This window comes from Fontibacillus phaseoli (assembly GCF_003337355.1).
Classification (GTDB): Bacteria; Bacillota; Bacilli; order Paenibacillales; family Paenibacillaceae; genus Fontibacillus; species Fontibacillus phaseoli.
The window spans coordinates 1,142,141-1,163,960 of the sequence record NZ_QPJW01000001.1 but is presented as its reverse complement, the minus strand read 5'-3'; the positions used below and the strand labels follow the sequence as shown (position 1 = coordinate 1,163,960).

The 21,820-nt window shown below is 48.8% G+C and carries 18 protein-coding genes and 1 pseudogene; 4 read left to right on the top strand and 15 right to left on the bottom strand.

What is annotated here, in order from left to right; all coding sequences use genetic code 11:
* Positions 1 to 237: 237 nt before the first annotated feature.
* Together DFP94_RS05730 and DFP94_RS05725 are read left to right on the top strand one after the other, a co-directional pair.
* Positions 238 to 522, top strand: a complete 285-nt coding sequence (locus DFP94_RS05730) for an ArsR/SmtB family transcription factor (protein ID WP_114495421.1) — start codon at positions 238 to 240, stop codon at positions 520 to 522.
* Between the two features lie 2 nt (positions 523 to 524).
* On the top strand, positions 525 to 3,044 hold the full coding sequence (locus DFP94_RS05725; protein WP_114495420.1) for a DsrE/DsrF/DrsH-like family protein: 2,520 nt from the start codon (positions 525 to 527) through the stop codon (positions 3,042 to 3,044).
* A 49-nt stretch (positions 3,045 to 3,093) separates the two neighbouring features.
* Here DFP94_RS05725 and DFP94_RS05720 read toward each other — a convergent pair whose 3' ends face one another.
* The 14 genes and pseudogenes from DFP94_RS05720 to pdhA form a co-directional block, all read right to left on the bottom strand.
* Entirely contained in the window at positions 3,094 to 3,936 is an 843-nt protein-coding gene (locus tag DFP94_RS05720; protein WP_114495419.1) for a stalk domain-containing protein, read from the bottom strand.
* Positions 3,937 to 4,093: 157 nt separating this feature from the next.
* Positions 4,094 to 4,174 (bottom strand): annotated as a pseudogene (locus DFP94_RS25915) (AAC(3) family N-acetyltransferase); the annotation flags it as partial.
* A gap of 3 nt (positions 4,175 to 4,177) precedes the next feature.
* The gene (locus DFP94_RS05710; RefSeq protein WP_114495418.1) at positions 4,178 to 5,842 is read right to left on the bottom strand and encodes a ribulokinase; all 1,665 of its coding nucleotides are present in this window, start codon (positions 5,840 to 5,842) and stop codon (positions 4,178 to 4,180) included.
* Positions 5,843 to 5,855: 13 nt separating this feature from the next.
* Entirely contained in the window at positions 5,856 to 6,356 is a 501-nt protein-coding gene (gene rbsD, locus DFP94_RS05705) for a D-ribose pyranase (RefSeq protein WP_181873027.1), read from the bottom strand.
* Between the two features lie 98 nt (positions 6,357 to 6,454).
* Positions 6,455 to 7,753 (bottom strand): ArgE/DapE family deacylase, encoded by a 1,299-nt coding sequence (locus DFP94_RS05700; protein WP_181873026.1) that lies wholly within the window; start codon positions 7,751 to 7,753, stop codon positions 6,455 to 6,457.
* Positions 7,754 to 7,775: 22 nt separating this feature from the next.
* Positions 7,776 to 8,810, bottom strand: a complete 1,035-nt coding sequence (locus DFP94_RS05695; RefSeq protein ID WP_114495415.1) for a sugar ABC transporter substrate-binding protein — start codon at positions 8,808 to 8,810, stop codon at positions 7,776 to 7,778.
* A 22-nt stretch (positions 8,811 to 8,832) separates the two neighbouring features.
* The gene (locus DFP94_RS05690; RefSeq protein WP_245954498.1) at positions 8,833 to 9,786 is read right to left on the bottom strand and encodes an ABC transporter permease; all 954 of its coding nucleotides are present in this window, start codon (positions 9,784 to 9,786) and stop codon (positions 8,833 to 8,835) included.
* Positions 9,776 to 11,311 (bottom strand): sugar ABC transporter ATP-binding protein, encoded by a 1,536-nt coding sequence (locus DFP94_RS05685; RefSeq protein ID WP_220270894.1) that lies wholly within the window; start codon positions 11,309 to 11,311, stop codon positions 9,776 to 9,778. Before DFP94_RS05685 ends, DFP94_RS05690 begins: the two co-directional genes overlap by 11 nt.
* Positions 11,308 to 12,480, bottom strand: coding sequence for a M24 family metallopeptidase (locus DFP94_RS05680; protein WP_114495414.1), 1,173 nt, complete (start codon positions 12,478 to 12,480; stop codon positions 11,308 to 11,310). The genes DFP94_RS05685 and DFP94_RS05680 overlap by 4 nt, the downstream gene beginning before the upstream one ends.
* 127 nt (positions 12,481 to 12,607) lie before the next feature.
* Positions 12,608 to 13,618: a LacI family DNA-binding transcriptional regulator gene (locus DFP94_RS05675; protein ID WP_114495799.1), complete on the bottom strand. Its 1,011-nt coding sequence runs from the start codon at positions 13,616 to 13,618 to the stop codon at positions 12,608 to 12,610.
* A 717-nt stretch (positions 13,619 to 14,335) separates the two neighbouring features.
* Positions 14,336 to 15,751, bottom strand: a complete 1,416-nt coding sequence (lpdA, locus tag DFP94_RS05665; RefSeq protein WP_114495412.1) for a dihydrolipoyl dehydrogenase — start codon at positions 15,749 to 15,751, stop codon at positions 14,336 to 14,338.
* Between the two features lie 4 nt (positions 15,752 to 15,755).
* Entirely contained in the window at positions 15,756 to 17,078 is a 1,323-nt protein-coding gene (locus tag DFP94_RS05660) for a dihydrolipoamide acetyltransferase family protein (protein WP_114495411.1), read from the bottom strand.
* Positions 17,079 to 17,122: 44 nt separating this feature from the next.
* The gene (locus DFP94_RS05655; RefSeq protein ID WP_114495410.1) at positions 17,123 to 18,103 is read right to left on the bottom strand and encodes an alpha-ketoacid dehydrogenase subunit beta; all 981 of its coding nucleotides are present in this window, start codon (positions 18,101 to 18,103) and stop codon (positions 17,123 to 17,125) included.
* A gap of 36 nt (positions 18,104 to 18,139) precedes the next feature.
* Positions 18,140 to 19,207, bottom strand: a complete 1,068-nt coding sequence (gene pdhA, locus DFP94_RS05650; RefSeq protein WP_114495409.1) for a pyruvate dehydrogenase (acetyl-transferring) E1 component subunit alpha — start codon at positions 19,205 to 19,207, stop codon at positions 18,140 to 18,142.
* Between the two features lie 254 nt (positions 19,208 to 19,461).
* On the opposite strand from pdhA, the gene DFP94_RS05645 reads away from it, so the two are divergent.
* The gene (locus DFP94_RS05645) at positions 19,462 to 20,190 is read left to right on the top strand and encodes an alpha/beta hydrolase (RefSeq protein ID WP_114495408.1); all 729 of its coding nucleotides are present in this window, start codon (positions 19,462 to 19,464) and stop codon (positions 20,188 to 20,190) included.
* Positions 20,191 to 20,269: 79 nt separating this feature from the next.
* On the opposite strand, the gene DFP94_RS05640 is transcribed toward DFP94_RS05645, so the two are convergent.
* A complete protein-coding gene (locus tag DFP94_RS05640) occupies positions 20,270 to 20,905 on the bottom strand; it encodes a trimeric intracellular cation channel family protein (RefSeq protein ID WP_114495407.1) in 636 nt (211 codons plus the stop codon).
* A gap of 130 nt (positions 20,906 to 21,035) precedes the next feature.
* On the opposite strand from DFP94_RS05640, the gene DFP94_RS05635 reads away from it, so the two are divergent.
* The gene (locus DFP94_RS05635; RefSeq protein ID WP_114495406.1) at positions 21,036 to 21,677 is read left to right on the top strand and encodes a thiamine diphosphokinase; all 642 of its coding nucleotides are present in this window, start codon (positions 21,036 to 21,038) and stop codon (positions 21,675 to 21,677) included.
* Positions 21,678 to 21,820: the final 143 nt, after the last annotated feature.

Sequence of the window (21,820 nt, the reverse complement as noted above, 5' to 3'; positions counted from 1 at the left end):
CCGGTAAAAACATTGCAGCATCCATCCTACCATAAAAGTGAGCGACCAAGCTACTTCGGTGCGGTCAAATAGGTTCAAAAGAAAGACTGCGTTCTGTCGGTTTGGTTTGACCTTTTTACTTTAGCAGTCAGTAAACGGTAAATCAACCAAAGAGTTATTATGCGTAGATTTGACATCTAAATCACAATATCGTAATATCGCGATATAGTGATGTATCTTATAAATGGAGTGATACGAGTGGACAACAATTTCAAAGCTTATGAAGAAGCCGCTGAAATCTTGAAGGCACTGGCCCATCCGGTTCGTTTATGCATCGTCAAGGGATTGCTCCAAAAACGGGAATGCAATGTCACCTATATGCAGGAATGTCTTAAGCTGCCCCAATCGACCGTTTCTCAGCACTTGCAAAAGCTTCGCAGCATGGGCATCGTCGAAGCCGAACGGAGCGGGCTTGAGGTCAAATATCATATAGCGGACGACAAAATCAAACAACTCATAAGCATTTTATTCAAGGAGGAATAGTGATGGGCAAAAAAGTCATCATTGTCGGAGGTGTCGCCGGAGGCGCGTCGGCAGCAGCCCGGTTGCGCCGTCTGGACGAGGAAGCGCAAATTATTATGTTCGAACGGGATTCGTACATTTCGTTTGCCAACTGCGGCCTCCCCTATTATATCGGAGATTCCATCAAGGAGCGGTCAAAGCTGCTGGTGCAGACCCCGGAGGCGATGTATAAGCGATTTAATATCGATGTCCGGATTGATAGTGAAGTGACTGGAATTAACCCCGTAACCAAAACGGTTACCGTACGGAGCATAGCGCGAGGGGAGTATGAGGAAACGTATGACGCGGTAATATTATCTCCCGGGGCCAAGCCGATTCGGCCTAATCTACCGGGGATTGATAGCGCAAAAATACACACCCTGCGCAACATACCGGACACGGACCGGATTAAAAAACGTGTTGCGGAGGATGGAGTTTCTTCCGCTGTCGTCATCGGCGGCGGTTTTATCGGCGTGGAAATGGCCGAAAATCTGAAAGAAGTCGGCCTGGAGGTAACGTTAATTGAAGGTGGTCCGCAAATTTTGGCTCCATTCGATGCGGAAATGGCCGGTCTACTTGCTAAAGAACTCGAGGGCCATGGGGTGAACCTGCTCTTGTCGCAGAGTGTCCAGGGCTTTCAGGACAAGGGTGAGCTAATTGAGGTTACCACGGCCGGCGGAGTCACCCTGACCACCGAAATGGTTATTCTGGCGATCGGCGTATCGCCGGATACGGGATTTCTGCAGGGCAGCGGCATCGAGCTGGGACCGAAGGGGCATATTCTCGTCAATGAACAGTTAGAGACTACCCAACGGGATATTTTCGCGGCAGGCGATGCAATCGAAATCAAAGATTATGTCAATGGCACGAAAACAGCACTCCCGCTCGCGGGACCGGCCAATAAACAAGGGCGTATTGCGGCGGACAATGTTTGCGGTCTGGGCACTACCTTCAAAGGCGCACAAGGAACATCGATTATCAAAGTGTTCGGCTTAACAGGTGCAAGTACCGGTAATAACGAAAAAACATTGCAGCGTCTCGGTTTGCCTTACCATGTCATTTATGTCCATCCGAACTCCCATGCCTCCTACTATCCGGGTGCTACGCCTATGACGCTCAAGCTTCTGTTCAATAACGAAGGAAGCGTGCTTGGCGCCCAAGGAGTCGGATTTGACGGCGTGGATAAGCGAATCGACGATATCGCAACAACGATCCGCTTCAGGGGCACGGTGAACGATCTTACCGAACTGGAATTGGCTTATGCCCCTCCTTACTCCTCGGCGAAAGACCCGGTGAATATGGCCGGCTATACGGCGCAGAATGTATTGACCGGCAGAACCGCCGTCTTTGTTCCCAAGGAGCTGGAAAGCCGCGATGAGAATACTACCCTACTTGTCGACGTACGCTCGGAAATTGAGCATGCGAACGGACACATTCCCAATTCCTTGAACATCCCGGTCGATGAGTTGCGCGCCCGGCTCTCCGATCTGGATGCCGCCAAGGAAATCTGGGTGTACTGCCAGGTCGGGCTGCGCGGATATACCGCTTCGAGAATTTTGCAGCAAAAAGGATTCCGTGTCCGCAATCTGACCGGCGGTTACAAGACCTATCAAATGTCACTTTATCAGCCCGGACAAAGAGCATACCCTAGCGGCGGCGGCAATGACGTTTATAAGAGTACCACTGCAGTAGATGTACGCAGCACCAAGGCGTTTCAAGAAATCGCTGCCACAGCCCAAGCACCTATCGGAGAACTGCGGGCCGATGCCGAATTAGACGCCTGCGGCCTTTGCTGCCCGGGCCCGTTGATTCAAGTCAAGCAAGCGATGGACCGGCTTCAGGACAGTCAAATTTTACGCGTGACCGCGTCGGATCCCGGTTTTTACGAAGATGTGCAGGCATGGGCGATAATGTCCCAGAACGAGATGATTCAGGTCAGCAAACAGGATAACGGCATGATCGAAGCTTATCTTGGCAAAGGAACGTATAGGAGTTCTGCCGAAAAAGCTCAGACTCAGGCACCGGCCTCATCCCAGGAAGGCACCTCCATGGTTGTATTCAGCGGCGATCTCGACAAAGCCATCGCCTCGTTCATCATTGCGAACGGAGCGGCTGCAAGCGGTAAAAAAGTAACGATGTTCTTTACGTTCTGGGGATTGAACGTGATCCGGAAACCGGAAAAGGTAACCGTCCCGAAAAACATGATCGGCAAAATGTTTGGAGCCATGATGCCACGCGGTAGCCGCAAGTTGTCCCTGTCGAAGATGAACATGTTGGGCATGGGAGCGAAAATGATTCGCGGCGTTATGAAGAACGGTAACATCGCTTCCCTTGAAGAACTGATGCAAAGCGCGCTGGATCAAGGCGTGGAAATCGTTGCTTGCCAAATGTCCATGGACGTCATGGGAATCAAGCAGGAAGAATTGATCCAAGGCGTCAAAATCGGCGGAGTCGGATATTATTTAGGCAAAGCGGATCAATCCGGCATTAATTTGTTTATCTAATTATAAAAGACAAGCCCGATCCCTGTTGAACTTCAGGATCGGGCCTTGTTCATTCCACGAACTTGGTTCCATCAAAACGATACACCTTCATCTTCGTTTCCGGTTTGCCCACGACGGTTTCATCATCGTCAGCCAGCCTGGTGAACGTTTCCCAACTGTACAGCATGTTATTAATGACCTGATAGCTTCCGGCAAGCAGGGAATGTCCGCCTGAAACCATAGCAAATCTTTCCTTCAAGGTACCTCTCCACGCCTCCTTCATGGCACCATTGTCCAGATACCAAAGGTGGGCATAATACACATCGATTCCGGTACCGCCCGTCCGTTCCACCGTTTCAAATACTTTCTTCGATTCAACATCTTTTGCAGCCCCCGGGTCCAACTGCTCGACCTTCCAATTCTTTTCCGCCAGCAGCTTATAGCTCCCGGAGGCATTTCGATCAAAAATAAAAAACTGTCCCAAATGCACCCCGCCGTCGATTCCCGCAATCACTTCAAGTTCGTCATCCTCATCCAGTTGAACTTCCTCATAGGAAAGTCCTTCCAGATAATAGTTCGATCTGGCTCCCTGCTGTTTGACCCAGGATGCAACCTGCTCCAGGGTTACTTTGGCATCTTCCCTACCGTTTTGTCCTGGGGAGTCGCCAGGATCGCTCTCCACATAAACCCGGTTCCTTTTCGGGTCCCAGGACACGCTTGCCTCCAAGGATTCCGCCAACGAGCGGAGTGGAGCCATAATCTTTCCGTCTCTCCATTCCACCCGCGTATCCTGCTGCTTTCCGTCTATCCATAAATTCAAGGAAGGGTCTGCCTTGGCTGGACCGGATAATAACGCACCCGCCGTCAACAACAAAATAATCCCCGCTGATTTTTTTCCGGTTTTTTTGCCCATGAAGACATCGCTCCTCGCCGAATGTGCTGTCTACCGACATTATATAAACGTTACCAGAAACCGAAAAGTTAGTTTCATTGTAACAGCATGCCATGGGCGGAACGTGATTATTTTGTCATTTTGCGGAAGGATTTGTATAACTAGAGATTGAGTTCATTATCAATGTGTTGCGTCTCAAATCTACTCCCGATAGCAATATGGTCCCTTTGCGGTCAAGCAGCTTTTCCCACGCAGAACCGAATTAATAGGCAGCTAAAGCTTTAAGACGCTTCATAACATCGTTTGCTCCCGAACCAAAATAATCATAAAGCTGACTATACTCCTTATATAGCTTGTCATACGCGATTACGTTTGACGGAATCGGCTTGTACGATTCTTCTTTCACCCGAGCCATTGCTTGAGCTGCGTCTACAATGCTGTCGTAGCCTCCCTGAGCCGACCCGGCGGCGACAGCGGCAAAGATCGCCGCCCCCAAAGCCGAAGTTTGCTTTGAATCGGCAACGATAATTTCCAGATTCGTTACATCCGCATAAATTTGCATAAGCAATGCATTTTTTTGCGGCAACCCGCCGCATGCATACAGTTTAACAATCTCTACGCCGCTTGTTTGAAATTCCTCGACAATTTTCCGTGTGCCGAAGGCTGTCGATTCCAACAAAGCGCGGTAGATTTCCTCAGGCTTTGTCTGCAGGGTCAGTCCCAATATAAGACCTGATAAATTTGCATCTCCCAAAACCGAACGGTTGCCGTTCCACCAGTCCAGCGCCAACAGCCCTGTCTGCCCGGGCCAATAGACCGCGGCTCTTTGCTCCAGCCAGCCATGAACGCTAATTCCCTCCTGCTCGGCCGCATGCTTGACATACTCCGGAACGGCTTGATTGACATACCAAGCGAAAAGGTCTCCAACCGCGGGCTGTCCTGCCTCATAAGCAAAAAGTCCAGGGATAATACCGTCTTCGACAACGCCGCATATTCCCTTGACCGGCTTGTCTTCCGCGCTGAGCAGCAAGTGACAGGTCGAAGTGCCCATGGTCATCACAAGCTCGCCCGGAGTCACTACCCCCACCGCAGGAACCGCCGCATGAGCGTCTATACAGCCTGTCGCAATAGTAATTCCCGCCTTCAATTCTAACCGGGTTGCCATCTCTTCGGTTAGTTCTCCAACCTTGGCTCCCAGAGGAATAACTTCGCCGCGCAGCTTCGTATGAACCAAATTGCCCATTCGCGGATGGAGAGCCTGGAAGAAGGCTTCTTCCGGATATCCTTTCTGTTTATTCCACATAGCTTTATACCCGGCGCTACAACTGTTGCGAACGATTACTCCCGTCAACTGGCCCACAACCCAGTCGGCTGCCTCCACGAAACGATCCGTCTCCTCATAAACTTCAGGAGCCTCGCTTAAGATTTGCAGTATCTTCGCAATCATCCATTCCGATGATATTTTCCCCCCATAGCGGGATAAGAAGGCTTCTCCCCGTTCAGAAGCGAACCGATTGATTTCATTCGCTTCGTGCTGAGCGGCATGATGCTTCCACAATTTCACCCAGGAGTGGGGGTTCCCTTTCCACTCCGGCTTGAAGCATAACGGACTTCCCTCCGTATCGACAGGAAGCATTGTACATGACGTAAAATCAACGCCAATGCCAATGATATGATTCGGCTCGATCCCCGATGCTTTCATGATCGCAGGAATCGAACGCTCCAGCACCTCCAGGTAATCACCCGGATGCTGCAGCGCCCATTCCTGTCCCAGCTTTTCATCCGAGTTCGGCAAGTATTCCGTAATTACCCCATGCGAATAAGGCGTGACATGCTCCGTGATTTCAGTACCATCGGATAAATCAACCAGTACCGCACGGCCTGACTCTGTGCCGAAGTCCATCCCGATCGCATATTTTTTGTTCATAGAAGACGTCACCTCATTCCGAATAATACTTGGCCCTTTGGTTAGCAGCGATAATCGCTTCTTTTCTTTGCTGATAAGCCTCCGGCATGTGAACCTCTTTATTCGTATACCAAGCGAACGGGTCTGTGCCCGATACCAGAGCAATATTGCCCCAAGGATTATAGGCGCCCGTTCTAATGACCGCAACGGCCTGATGGGCTACTCGCCCTATTATTTCTTCATGAGGAATAATCTCATGCTCACAGTCGCTGAATAAATGCTGTAATTCTTTATAAAGAGGAGTGTTAAAATCTTGAATTTGTTGACCATAAATAACCTTTTCCGTTATAAATTCCGATGTAATGGCTCTAAGCACCGTTTCCAAATCAGGGATGTCTTTCGTGACGGAAAGATCGACACATCTTACATGAGTCGGTATAGGAAAACCTGCATCGCATACGATCAGAATTTGACCATGCCCCATTGCAGCCAACACTTCATTTAATCCGCGATTCAAAATACCGTTACGTTTCATTTCCACCATCCTTTAGTTGTTAAAAGGAAAGAAACCCGTCTAAAACGGGCTCCCTCCAATATTTAAAGTAAACGATTATGATTGCCGTTCTTTCGAACTTACCTTTGCGGGCTTTTGTTTGTCCAGTCGAGAATAATGAGAGCCAATGCTTTTATAGCGGATATATAATCCTCCACGCCAATCGATTCATCCAAGGTATGCGCCATTCTCATATCACCGGGGCCAAACACGATGGACGGAATACCGCCGCTGTTTAACAGATGTCGGGCATCGGATCCGCTCGGCAATCCGGATATTTTACTCCAACCGAACAGCTCCTCCGATACGCCGGCGGCCGTTGCAATAAGCTCATGAGAGGGATCCAGTCGATGCGGCATCACGTGCAGAAACCAATTCAATCGAGGGGGATGCTGCTCAAGCCAGCTATCAGAGCTGCAGATGCGCTTAATCCGCTCCTCAACCTCAAGCTTGATCTGGTCGCCGCTCAGTTCCGTTTCCTGGCCGTCATGGCCGACTACAACAGGCAGATATTTGATATCGAATTTTAAAGTACAGGCATCCGGCACGATAGGAGCCGCTATTCCGCCGTTCATGTATCCCAAGCTGATCGACGGGCCCGGGAGCTGCGGATTGCTTCGCCGGGCGATCCATTCATGCTCCAGCTCTTTCAAGCCTTCCGCGATCTTTATGGCCTTCTCGATCGCATTGACGCCCTCCCATTTATAACAGGCATGGTTGGCTTTTCCATACACTTCTACTTCCAGCAGCAGAACGCCTCTGCCGATCGGTTGAATGTGGAAGCGGGTAGGCTCTGTTACAACCGCCGCATCCGCCCGGTAGCCTTCAGCAACGCAAGCCAATGTGCCGTTTCCGCCGCCCTCTTCGTCTACGACGCTTTGAATCATAAGATCGCCTTTTAGTTCTACCCCCGCCTGCTCCAGGAAGCGCGCCGCCAAGATCATAGCGGCTACTCCCCCCTTCATATCGGTCGTACCGCGACCATATATTCTGCCTTCGCTGACATCGGCGCTCCAGGGCGAACGGCTCCATTTGTTCAAATCTCCGACAGCAACCGTGTCCACATGACCGTTCAGCAAGATCGAGCGTCCTTCGCCCGTCCCCTGTTTCACGGCAACCAGATTCGGTCTGTTATGATAGACGTGACCGGGGTTGTAATCGGCATATTCGCTCAACTTATCGTTGTCCGGCTCGAACAGTCTAACCTTATAGCCCCAGCTTTCAAGCCGCTCAGCCAGCCATTCCTGAACTTCTTTTTCCTTGCCGTCGACTCCCTGATCGATTATCGTACTATCGAATCGCACCATCTCTCTCAGAAATTGGATGGCCTCTTCCCTATGCTCGTCTATATAGGTGATTATTTTGTGTCTGATATCCACCTTCGTCACTCCCATACAACGCTTATTTCAACTGCTCCAGCCAATAACGTTTGTCCTCTTCTACACCTTTAAGAATGCTTTCCGCATCATCAACTTCATCCTTGGTAATGATAAAGTTTTTCTCTTTGATGGTAGCCGGCAGCTTCTCGCCCTTCAACGCCCGATCAGCCATATCGATTGCAATATATCCCTGAATAAATGCAGGGGTCGCATTGGTTGCGATCATTTCGCCTTCCTTGACTGCTTTAAGTGCATCATCCGTACCGTCATTGCCCATAACCTTAATTTGGTCAAGCTTGCCCGCCGCTTTAATCGCTTGAACGGCACCCAGCGCCATCTCGTCGTTGGCAGCGTATACTGCATCTATTTGCGGAAACTTCTGCAAATAGTTTTCCATAACAGTCATTGCCGTCGATCTGTCATATTGAGCCGGCTGAGAGTCTAGAAGCTTAATATCCGGATACTTGCTTAACGCATCCTTGAATCCGTCCGATTTCAATCGGCTTGTCTCTTGTCCGAGCACACCGATCAATTCAACGACGTTTCCTTTGCCATTCAGTTCTTTGGCGATAAATTCGCCTCCGTTCTGCCCAGACTCATAGCTATCGAATCCGATGCTCGTTACAATCTCGCCGTCGGAAGGCGTTTCGGCCGTTGTAAATACGGGAATACCGCTTTGATTTGCTTGTTTGATTACCGGAACAATCCCGGTCGTGTCTACAGTTTGAATGACAATGGCATCCACTTTATTTTGAATAAAATCCTCTACCTGCTTAACCTGTTTCGTAATATCGTTGTCTCCGCCTACCATAATCAGCTTGAGACCCCGTTCTGCCGCTGCTTGCTCGGCACCCTTCTGCATATCAACAAAAAATGGATTATTTAGTGTCGGGACAGTAAATCCGATAGTAGACGCATTGCCTGACGGGCTACCTGCAGAATCTCCAGGCTCAGAGCCATTTGCCGTATTTTCCGAATTATTACCACATGCGGAAACGAGAAGAACCATGATCACGATCACTGACACGAGCCATTTCGGTTTTTTGTTCTTACTCAATTAGACCACCCCTGATTCATTTTTAGTTGGTTGCAAGCCGAGTATAGATAAAACGGTCAAACAGAACAGCCAACAAAACAACAAATCCAGTTACAATATCCTGATAGAAAGCGGATATGCCGAGCAGATTCAGCGCGTTGCCCATGACTCCTAATATAATGACGCCTATTAGCGTCCCCCACACCCCTCCTTGTCCTCCCGTGAAGCTTGTTCCTCCGAGCACAACAGCCGTGATGGCGGTCAACTCGAAGCCTGTTCCCAGGTTGGGCACTCCCGAAAGCAATCTTGATGCGTATAAAACGCCGGTCAGAGCGGCGGCTATACCGGATAAGGAATAGACGATCATCTTAATGCGCGGAACATTGATACCCGCAAGAATGGCGGATTTCTCATTGCCGCCAATGGCATATACATATCTGCCAAGCTTCGTTTTCTTCAGTACAAGGTAGACGATAAAAAAGATCGCAAGCATTATGAGAATCGGATACGGAATCTTGCCTAAATATCCTTGTCCGAGCTGCCCGAATGTGTCATTATCGATGGGGATCGGACGGGCATTCGTGAACAGCAGCGTAACCCCTTTGAAAACTGATAAAGCGGCAAGCGTTATAATAAAGGGGGCAATATTCGTTTTGGCGATGACGAACCCGTTGGCGAATCCTCCGGCGGCCCCGACAAGAACGGCCAGTCCGATAGCAATAAAGATGCTGTGGCCATCCGCCAGCATTGCCGCGCACAGACAACTGGTCAAAGCCACCAGTCCGCCTATAGAAAGATCAATGCCACCGGAGATAATAATAATCGTCATTCCTGCAGCAAGAATGGCATTTAGTGAAACCTGCCTGCCAATGTTGAGGAAATTGCTTGTCGTAAAAAATTGCGGGCTTATGAAGGCAAGCACCGTAATGAACAGTATTAACACGATGAGCATTCCATACTTTCTGGCAAACATCCAGAATTGAGCGTTATTTGTCATCTGCCTCTCCCCCTTCAATCAAATTTCCGCCGGTTGCATAATACATAATTTTCTCCTGGGTAGCCTCCTGATGGGAAAATTCGGCTACAATTTTCCCCTTGTCCATAACAAGTACGCGATGACTTAACCCCAATATTTCCGGCAATTCGGAGGAAATGAGAAGGACCGCCTTTTTCTCCCGCACAAACTGGTCGATCAGGTTGTAAATCTCTACTTTGGCGTTCACATCCACTCCGCGGGTCGGCTCGCACATAATGATGACCTTGGGATTTGTCATCATTACTTTGGCCAACACGACCTTCTGTTGATTTCCGCCGCTTAGCAGAATTACCTCCTGCAAGCAATTCACAGATTTGATCTTCAGCTTCCCTCTGTATTGCTCGGCAATTTGATTTTCCTTGCGGCTATCGATCATCCTGAGCTTGTTCAAGGCAGGCTCCAAATTGGAGAGCGTTGTATTGGAGGCAATAGACATCCCCAATACAAGCCCCTCATCCTTGCGATCCTCGCTAACAAGCCCCAGACCCAAACGAATTGATCTTTGCGGCGAGGGATTCTTGTAGCTTTGCCCCTCGATTCGGATCTCTCCTTTGATTCTTTTGGTAAGTCCGTATATAGCCCGGGCAAGCTGAGTTTGTCCAGAACCCATTAAACCCGAGACCCCGACTACTTCCCCTTCCCGAATCTGCATGGAGACATCGGACAATATCTGAGAATCTGATAGATTATCCACTTCAAGCAGGCAGTTCCCAATTTCCGAATTCAGTTCCGGATACAGATTTGTTATTTTCCTGCCCACCATATGTTCAATGATCTCGTCAACTTCCGCATCGCAAGGCAGTTCCTTTACGAGCGTTCCATCCCGCAGTACGCAGATTCGTTCTGCAATACCTCTTAACTCTTCCAGCCGATGCGAAATATAGATTATCCCTTTACCTTCACGCTTCAGTTGATGAATGATGCCGAACAATTGCTGTACCTCGGTCAAGCTTAGCGATGCGGTCGGCTCATCCATAATGATGATATCGGCGTTCTGGGATAAAGCCTTGGAGATTTCCACAACCTGCTGCTCGGCAATCGTCAACTGTCTCACAAGCGACTTTGGATCAATAGCCACCTCTATTGAATCCAACAGCTTGCGTGTCTGGCGAATCATCTCCGCATCGTTAATGATCCCCGCTTTGCCATACTCCCTGCCTAGAAAAATATTCTCGTATACCGTTAAATCCGGGATAAGCTGAAGCTCCTGGTGGATAATGCTGATTCCGAGCTTTTGAGCCGCCTTGGGATCGCCTATCTGCACTTCCTGTCCCTTGATCTTGATCAAGCCGTGATCCCTCTTGTAGACCCCGGACAATATTTTCATTAACGTACTTTTGCCTGCGCCATTCTCACCGACAAGCGCAAGACATTCTCCACCCCTTAACGAAAAACTGACGTCTCCTAACGCAACATGTCCCATAAACGACTTCTGAATGTTATGCGTCTCCAATAAAATGGGGCTTTGCGCAGTCAGGGTGTTCACAATTCAATAACCTCCCTCCGCAGATTCGAGAACTCTTCCACGCCTGATCCGGTTACTCTCACACCGTCTTCAAAGCGCAAGCCGATTCCCTTCTCTTTGTTGCCTAAAAACACATCTACGCAGAATGTCATATTCTCCTGGAGGATCCAAGTGGAATTCGATTCGATCCATGGCGGCTCTCCTTCCATTAGTCCGGTAGCATGGCATGGTCCGTACAGCAGCCAATCGGAATACCCCGCTTTAGCAATGGCCGCCTCGTATGCATTGCTAACTTCTTTGGCTGGTATCCCTGCTTTGAGCGTACTCAGAATGGCGGCTTGTCCGGAAATGCCCGCTTCTATTAAAGCTCTCGCCTCATCCGTAGCCTTGCCAAAAACCACCGGCCGCCCAATGCTGGAAGCATATCCGTTATATCTGGCCCCTACTTGAAGCTGAATAATTTGCCCCTTCTCCAGCGGCTTGTGACGCGAACGGCTAATCGCCTGATTCGTTCCGTCGCCGCATAAACACCAGAATGGATAGGCCTCCGATTCCATCCCGGCTTCGGACATTGCCGCCAAGGCAATTCCCCTTGCTTGCAATTCAGTCATGCCTGGGCGCAATTGATCCAGTACCGTTTCAAATCCGATTGTAGTAATCCGGTAGGCTTCACGCATACAATTCAATTCATTCTCGCTTTTAATCGCTCTGACGGCTATCATGACTTGATCCGCCTTAACAGGAGCTTCTCCGCCAATTTCTGTAACCGCTTTCGAGAATTCGCTGAATATGGTTTGCGGAATAATGGCCCATCCGGCAATTCCCACCTTCTTCGGCGCTCGATCCAGCAATTCCGATATAACCGACTTAAACGTATCCAGCTTGCTTCCCGGATATTCCGGGTCTGAGGATTCCCTGAACACAAGCAGTCGGCGGATATCCGGAATCTTGGAACGATCTTTCGCAAAAGTCAAGGTTTCCGGACCAATCAGTAGAACAGGTGTTCCTTCAGCCGGAATCAAGACGCCCGCGGATTCAAAAGAAGGCCAATAATCGGACAGATACCGGACAAATTGGGGCTCTGCCTCGTTTCCGAAGGCGAGAAGCAAATCCAACCCCTGCTCTTTCATGCCTTTTTGAATACGAACGACCCTGTCCTGGAATTCTTCAAGAGGTATAAACGGTTTCAATATTCTTCATCTCCTTTTAGTCTTTCATTCCTAATTTATTTTTGTAAAAACGTTATTACAAATCATTAATAGTAAACATTTGTAAAAACGTTATTACAAACGCGATTAATAAAAACCCTTTTGCATATTACTTTTTTATTTTCTTTACTGAACTCCGCTCGATCAACGACGTCCCCAGAACAACCTTCTGACCTGCCTGCTCGGAGTTTTTACTTTTTAGGCTTCTCAGCAATATTTCCGCCGCGGCTTTTCCCATTTCCAAATTGGGTCGATCAATCACGGTAACAGGCGGTATCATAAAGCTTGCCAGCTCATGATCGTCAAATCCAACTAATGAAATGTCCTCGGCAAGCTTAAGCTTCAAATCTCTGACCGCTTTAATCGAGCCTTTGCAAATCAAGTTGTTGGCCGCGAATATAGCGGTTGGCGGATTGTCAAGAGACAGCAACTCCATCGTAGACTTATAGCCATGCTCCTCCAGCCAATCACCTTCTTTCACATAGGAAGCGCTTACAGGAAGCCCATGATCACGGAGCGCCCGTTCGAATCCCCAATAGCGTTCTTTCTGATTGAGGTATAGCGTTTCTCCATAGATAATGGCTATTCTCTCATGACCGTAATCGATTAAATGCTGCGCTGCCTGATACGAGCCTCCGAAGTTATCGATCGTTACGCTGTGGTTAAGATTAATTAAGTAATTGCGATCAACAAAAACAATCGGCTTCTGAATCTGCGAGTAAGCAAGATGGCTGTTTTGGCAAGGAATGATAATGAAACCATCCACATTTTTACTGATTAACTCATTGATGTAGGACTCTTCTGTTTGAGGGTCATCATTAGAGGAGCAAACAAACAGCAGATATCCGTCTTTCCTTGCTTCATTCTCCGCGCCTTGAATGACCGCCGTATAGAAGGGGTTCATCGTATCCGGCACGAGCAATACAATAGTTTTCGTCTCTTTCTTCACCATAGATACCGCTGTCTTGTCAGGCACGAAATTCAACTCTTCGATTGCTTCCATAACTCTGCGGTGAGTTTCCGGCTTCACGCGATCAAGTCCATTGATAACCCTGGAGACGGTGGATACCGAGACCTTCGCCTTTTTCGCTACATCTTTGATCGTAAGCGGCTTGTACATATTCGTCCCTCTCGTTCCTGCAAACTCATTTTCCCGGTTGGCAAAATCATCAACCAAGCTTTAACCAAGCTTCATAATAACGTTTTTACAAATTGAGTGTACCATCGGTATTTTTATTTGTAAACACTTTTTTAACTAAAGGAGGAAAAAAGATCAAACAGGCAATATCCTGCACCGCTTGGGAAATTTATCACGCAGTTCGGCTTTCCGATATATGTCATTCTTGGCTCGAGGATTGTAAAACCGTTTTTATTTCGAAAATGAAAAAATCGGGATAGGTGCAATGACAGGTTCGGCTCTCCTCATCTCGCAAATGGAGCCCGGTTGTCCGCTCGTCAAACTTCTCGTCCCGATGATGCTGAATGAATAGCTAAAGCGTTCTAATGAAATGAAGACGCCGGTCCGCCTTTATGTCGAGTTGACCGGAGAAGGAATGCGACAATGCAAAAGCCAGCGATGGCTTGAACCGCATATAAAGAGTATTAGCAAAGAAGCCGGAGTTATCGAGGCTGAGATCGACCTGAGCGAGATAGAATTTACGGCGAACTTTTTTTTCAACTGGGTACCGAAGCCATTAATCAAAAGCGCAAAACCTGGTTGAACATTATAGCAATTAAAAAAAGGGCAAGACCGACTGTATTCGGTCTTGCCCTATCAATAAGCTTAGGAGAACTCCTGGCTACCAAAGTTAAGCAGTTCGGAGTGAGAAATCAAATATTAACGGGAGATCACGTGGATCGGATGGCCTTCAACCAACTCGGCTGTTTCCATCACGATTTCACCCAGTGTAGGGTGAGCATGGATCGTAAGCGAGATATCTTCCAGGGTTGCACCCATTTCAATCGCTAGACCGAGCTCGGCGATCAGGTTGGAAGCCTCGATGCCGACGATTTGCGCGCCAAGCACCACATTGTTTTCTTCGTTAGCTACGATCTTAATGAAGCCGTCTGGCTGATTCAGCGAAGTTGCACGACCATTGCCCGCGAACGGGAATTTGCCGGCTTTGACTTTGTAGCCTTTTTCTTTCGCTTCTTTTTCCGTGTAGCCCACGCTGGAGCATTCAGGATCGGTGAAGACGACAGCAGGAATAGCTTTGTAGTCCACCACGGACGGAAGCCCGGAGATGACTTCGGCAGCCACTTTACCTTCGTAAGAAGCTTTGTGGGCCAATGCTGGTCCTGCCACGATATCGCCGATGGCAAAGACGTTCGGGTTGCTGGTACGGCCTTGGTGGTCGACTTTGACCAGACCGCGATCCGTCAGATCAATACCGGCCAGATCAAGGCCGAGGTCGCCATCGGTGTTTGGACGACGGCCAACCGTTACGAGCAAGTAATCTGCTGTAACTTCTTTGTTTTCGCCGTTTACGGAGTATTTCACGGTAACGTTCTTGTCGGTTTGCTCAGCACTCTCAGCTTTTGCGTTAGTGATGATTTCGATGCCCGTTTTTTCCATGCTCTTGGTTACAAGACGGGTCATATCTTTATCAAAACCTGCAAGTACGGAATCCATGCCTTCGATAATCGTAACTTTTGTGCCGAATTTCGAGAACATTTGGCCCAGTTCGGCGCCGATGTAGCCGCCGCCGATAACGATCAGGCTGCCAGGAATTTCCGGCAGTTCCAAAGCTTCGGTCGAGGACAAGATGCGTCCACCAAATGGGAAAGGCTTCAGTTCGATCGGACGGGATCCGGTCGCCAAAATGCAATGTTTGAAACGGTAACGCGGCGATTCATGATCGTTGAAGGCACGGGCTTCGTTTTCATTGATGAACATCACTTCACCGCTGAACACTTCTACTTTGTTGCCTTTGAGCAAGCCGCTTACGCCTTGAGTCATTTTTTTGACGACGCCGTTTTTGAAGTCTTGAGTCTTGGAGAAGTCCACTTTCACGTTCTCCGCCGTAATCCCGAATGCTTCACCATGTTGAGCGGACTCATATTGGTGCGCTGCGGAAATCAAAGCTTTGGACGGAATACAACCGCGGTTCAAGCACACGCCGCCGAGTTCCGATTTGTCCACGATGATTACTTTTTGGCCCAGTTGGGCGGCACGAATGGCCGCCACATATCCGCCGGGACCGGCACCTACAACCAATGTATCAATATCCAGAGAAGCGTCTCCTACTACCATGTTGTTACACCTCCATAACGAGCAGCTCAGGGTTGGCGAGCAGCTGTTTGATATAGTTCATGAAGTTTTGAGCCGTTGCGCCGTCGATGAGACGGTGGTCGAAGCTGAGCGACAGGGCCATGACCGGAGCGACCACGATTTCGCCGTTTTTCACGACCGGTTTTTCGCTGATGCGGCCCGTACCCAGGATCGCTACTTCAGGGTAGTTGATGATCGGAGTAAAGAACATGCCGCCGGCGGAACCGATGTTCGAAATCGAAATCGTACTGCCCTTCATTTCGTTTGCGGACAGCTTGCCGTCACGGCCGCGGGCTGCCAGATCACGGATAGCGTCGGCGATCATCCAAATGCTCTTGCGGTCGGCATCTTTGATCACCGGAACGATCAAGCCGTTATCCGTATCGGTAGCAATCCCGATATCGTAATGTTTCTTGTATACAATTTCGTTGTTTTCCTCGTCGATCGAAGCGTTCAGCGCCGGGAATTGACGGGAAGCCGCTACGAGTGCCTTCACGATGAACGGCAAGTAAGTGACTTTGATGCCCTTCTTCTCGGCGATCGGTTTCATGCGAGTACGGAAAGCAACCAATTCGGTAACGTCCACTTCGTCCATGATCGTTACATGAGGAGCCGTGTATGCGGATTTCACCATGGCGTTCGAAATCGCTTTGCGGATACCCTTGAACGGTACGCGTTCTTCTTCTGCGCTTACGCTGACTGCCGAAGCTGCCGGTGCTGTTGTTGCAGTCGCTGCTTCATCTTTGCTGCTTGCAGCTGCAGGCGCTGCTGCCGCGCCGCCGTTTTTGAAGCCTTCCACGTCTTCACGGGTAATCTTGCCGGCGTTGCCTGTGCCGGTTACTTGTGCAATATCGATGCCTTGCTCGCGGGCAAATTTGCGTACGCTAGGCGTAGCAAGCACTTCACGGTTCGGAGCAGCTGGTGCTGCCGCGCCGTTTGCGCCGCCTTCTTTAGCATCGGCCGGGCTGGAAGCTGCAGGAGAATCCTTCGTATCGGCTCCGCCCTTAGCTGCATCGGCTTCTTGTGCGTTAGCTTCTTCATGAGCCGGTTCCTGTTCAGGAACGTCGCCTTCTGCATCGATAACCGCAACTACTTGACCTACGCGGAATACGGCACCGTCGGAACCGAACACTTCGAGCACCGTACCGTTTACCGGACAAGGTACTTCAATGACCGCCTTGTCGTTCTGTACCTCCATCACGATATCTTCGTCTGTAACTTTATCGCCGGCTTTGATATGCATTTTGATAATTTCGCCTTCATGCAAACCTTCGCCCAGCTCTGGGAAGCGATATTCAAATTTTGCCACCTGGAAGACCTCCTGTTATCCATAGTTTTAAAAGTAAGAGTCAATTAAAATTCAAGAACTTTGTTTACGCCGTCAATGATGCGGGCCGGAGTAGGAAGCCATTGATCTTCGATTTGCGCGAACGGATAAACGGTATCCGGAGGCGTAATGCGGAGAACCGGCGCTTCCAAATGAAGAATTGCCTTTTCATTGATTTGAGCGATGATTTCAGCTGCCATACCGGCGGATCTTTGTGCTTCTTGCACGACGATCGCGCGGTTTGTTTTCTTGACGGATGTCAGAATTGTATCGATATCCAGCGGTACCAAGGTACGAAGATCGATGACTTCGGCTTTGATGCCTTTTGTTTTTTCAAGTTCTTCCGCAGCTTTTACAGCGGTGTGAACCATCATGCCGTAAGCGATGATCGTCACATCGGAACCTTCGCGAACCACGTTGGCTTTGCCCAGTTCGACGGTATATTCGCCTTCCGGCACTTCGGTGCGGAATGCATGGTACAGATTAAGATGCTCCATGAAGAATACTGGATCGTTGTCGCGGATCGCGGAGATCATGAGGCCTTTGGCATCATACGGGTTCGAAGGGATTACCAGTTTAATACCCGGAGTTTGCGCAATCAAACCTTCCAGGGCGTCCGTATGCAGCTCGGCCGCTTTTACGCCGCCGCCGTAAGGAGTACGGAACACGATCGGCGCATGGTAACGGCCGCCGGAACGGTAACGCATCCGTGCCGCTTGCACCAAAATTTGGTCCAAAGCCTCGAAGATAAAGCCGACGAACTGGATTTCGGCAACAGGACGGAATCCTTGAATCCCGAGGCCCACCGCCATCCCGCCGATGGCGGATTCGGCCAGCGGCGTATCGAATACGCGATCTTCGCCGAATTCTTTTTGCAAACCTTCCGTTACGCGGAATACCCCGCCGACATTACCTACGTCTTCCCCGAAAAGCAGGACGTTTTGATCCCGATTCAACTCTACGCGCATACCATCGCGGATTGCTTCTTTCATATTCATTTGTGCCATTGCTTCATATCCTCCTCATTAGAACTTCTTCAAGGCTTATTTAAAATCGGCTTTTTGTTCTTCAAGATGTTTAGGCGTTTGTTCGAACATGCTGTCAATCAGACCGGAAACGCTCATTTTCTCGGTTTGTTCGGCCTTCTTGATTTGTTCGTTGACTTTCGCCTTAGCTTCTTCTTTAACACGAGCCGTTTCTTCGTCGGTCCAGAGGCCTTTCTTCTCCAGATATTTGGCAAGACGGGCAATCGGATCTTTCTCGCTCCATTGTCCTTCTTCTTCTTTCGTCCGGTATTTGCTTGTATCATCGGACAAGGAATGCGGACGGAAACGGTAAGTGACCGCTTCAATCAAGGTAGCGCCTTCTCCGTTGCGGGCACGTTCAGCCGCTTCTTGAACCGCGCTGATGACCGCGAACACGTCCATCCCGTCGATTTTCACGCCACGGATCCCGGCAGCAATCGCTTTGTGGGCGATCGAAAGAGCAGCCGTTTGTTTGGAGAATGGAGTCGTGATGGCATAACCGTTATTTTGCACAAAGAAAATAACCGGAAGCTTGAATACTCCAGCATAGTTCAGCGCTTCGTAGAAATCGCCTTCGGACGAACCGCCGTCCCCTGTGTAAGTAATGGCGACTTGTTTTTGTTTCTTCAATTTATAACCCATGGCGATCCCCATGGCATGAAGAACTTGAGCGCCGATAATAATTTGAGGCATAAGTACATTGACGCCTTCCGGAATTTGGCCGCCGTGTTGATGACCGCGGGAATATAGGAATGCTTGATAAAGCGGAAGACCATGCCATACGAGCTGCGGCATATCGCGGTAACCCGGGCAAACGAAGTCATTCTTGTCCAACGCAAATTCACTGCCTACCATCGTAGCTTCTTGTCCGGAAACCGGAGCATAGAAACCGAGGCGTCCTTGACGTCCCAGGTTAATGGCACGCTCATCCCAAGTACGGGTAAATACCATACGGTACATTAGTTCTTTCAATTGATCATCTGTCAAGTTCGGGACTTTATCTTTGTTTACAATTTCACCCTCCGGCGAAAGGACGGACAAAGCCTCGACTTCCTCCGTATATACTTCATAAGGAATCTTGCTCATTTTCTTCACCTCGACAAAATATTTGATTATCATGTTCCGCTGTTATAGAATTATTATACATCTGTTGCAGTCATTTAGTCAAAGGAATTGCGCTGAAATGACTTGATTATTTATTTTTGTTTGTATAACAGACAGAACATAATTATGTAACACAATTTCCGTATTAAAAGTGTATGCGTTTACCTCTCCAACGGTTATCTTAACTTAATAAGAGGTCAAAAGCAAAAATAGAACCCCAAGGAGCGTGCCAAAATATGACGGATTCCCGGTATTTGAAACGGACGATCATTAGAGAGGAAGTGGAGTGCAATAGCTTGGGAGAAAAACGGAAGTTGCGCATTTATCTGCCTCCCGGCTACAACGAAATTTTGAGTTATCCTGTCGTTTATTGTCAGGACGGAGAAGAATTTTTCAACTTCGGCCGCATCGCCACTCACGCGAACCGGCTGATTCTGGACGAAGGAATCGAACCTTTCATCATCGTCGGCATTGAAGTCGATACTTCCATCCGCACAGAAGAATACGCTCCTTTCGGCAATCGGTTTGAGGCCTACTGCACCTGTATTACTGAAGAAATTATACCCTTTGTAGAGCGCAATTATCCGGTTCGCCGCGAGCCGGACCAGCGCGTGCTTGCCGGGGATTCTCTCGGCGGATCGTTTTCGCTTCATCTCGCTATGAAAAACCGGAAGCTGTTTTCCAAAATCATCAGTTTGTCCGGCGCATATTACAATGCGTCCCTTGAGCTCATATCTTCCGAGGAGGATTTATCGTACCTTTCCCTATATATGATTGTAGGATTACAGGAACAGCAGTACACCACCGATACGGGAACTTACAATTTTGTGGAATTAAATCGCCAGGCCAAGGAATTATTGGAGGAACGCGGAGCCAAAGTGAAATACTTCGAAAAAGACGGTAAACATCTTTGGGGATTTTGGCAGCAGGAGTTGCCGGATGCGCTTGTTTATTTCTTGGATTAAAATTTAAAGAGGATACGGGTCTAAATCAGGCCCGTATCCTCTTCTTTTTCTATAGAAGTAATTTATAATAATATTGTTTTTATCCGTTTTCCGATTTCGTACCGATATTTCCGGTTCTAAGCGAACGGCTGGGGAGTTTCCATTTGTAATGAACGGACAGCATGCGGAAGAACACGACCAGAATAAACAGCAGCAAGAGCCCGACGGTGGAAGTAAGAATGCCAAGCCCGATGACAAGTCCGGCAATGATAGCCCATACGGCATAAATTTCATCCCTCAGGACAAGCGGTTTTCGTCCGGCCAACAAATCCCGGATAATCCCCCCTCCGATCCCGGTCAAAACTGCCGCGACCAGAATCGCGCTGATCGGATGTTTCATTTCACTTGCATAAAGTGCCCCTTGAATCGCGAAAGCCGACAAACCGATGGCATCAAAGAGTGCCTCCGTCTTCTTCCAATGGTGAATCCAGGACAGCGGCAGCACGAACGCCACCAGTACGGACAATACCGCCAGCAAAATTAAATCGCCCTGACTCCAAAGCGTCGTTACCGGAACGCCGATCAGTACATTTCTGACGATTCCTCCTCCGAACGCAGTGACGAGCCCCAGAACGAGAACTCCGAGAATGTCGTATTCCTCTTCCATCGCCACAAACGCCCCCGACATGGCGAAGGCGATTGTTCCTATAATACTGAATATATCGAATAAGTGCATTCTCTTGTTCCCCTGTCCTCTCTCTTCTGTTGATGTGTCCATTGTATTCCCGACCCCTTCAATTGTGCAAGCCCAAAAACTGAACTATACTGGTAATAACCGGGCTTTTGAACAGAAAGGGAGTTATTGCATGGAAGGAAATCGAGTGCTAATTTTTGCCGGGGGTAATATTGACCCTAAATTCCTTAAGGATATCCGCCAGGATGACATGATTATCGGCGCTGATCGAGGAGCCTTATTTCTGGTGGAACACGGAATCTCCCCCGACATATCGGTCGGGGATTTCGACTCCGTCAGTCCTCAAGAACTTGATCATATTAAAAACAACAGCAAAGAAATAATCGCCTGTGATGCCGTAAACAAAGATCTGACCGACACCGAGCTGGCGTTCGATCTGGCGATCGAACGGCACGCCGCCGATATCGTAATGATCGGCGTGCTTGGTTCAAGACTCGACCACACTTTATCCAACATACAGATGATGCTTCGGGGCATGCAGCATCAAATTAATAGCGCAATTTGGGATACCAACAACTATGTCACGCTCACCGGAACGAGTTGCGAAGTCGAAGACCGGGGCTATACTTACGTGTCCCTGCTCCCGCTAACACCTGAAGTCACCGGCATTCATCTGGAAGGCTTCATGTACCCACTGGAGAATGCGACGCTGAAAATGGGACAGTCCCTTGCTATCAGCAACCGGCTGACCGATAGAAAAGGAACCGTCCGGATTGAAAGCGGCCTGTTGCTCATCATTCAGAGTAAGGACTAAAGATACAAAGTTTATTAAAAATAAAACATTTTTGTAATCTCTTCGTTACGACTTGGTTACCGTACAAAAAATGAAAGAACCCTTGATATTCCAAGGGTTCTTTCATTTTTTTTTACATTGGAAAATCTGAATTTCTTACTTTT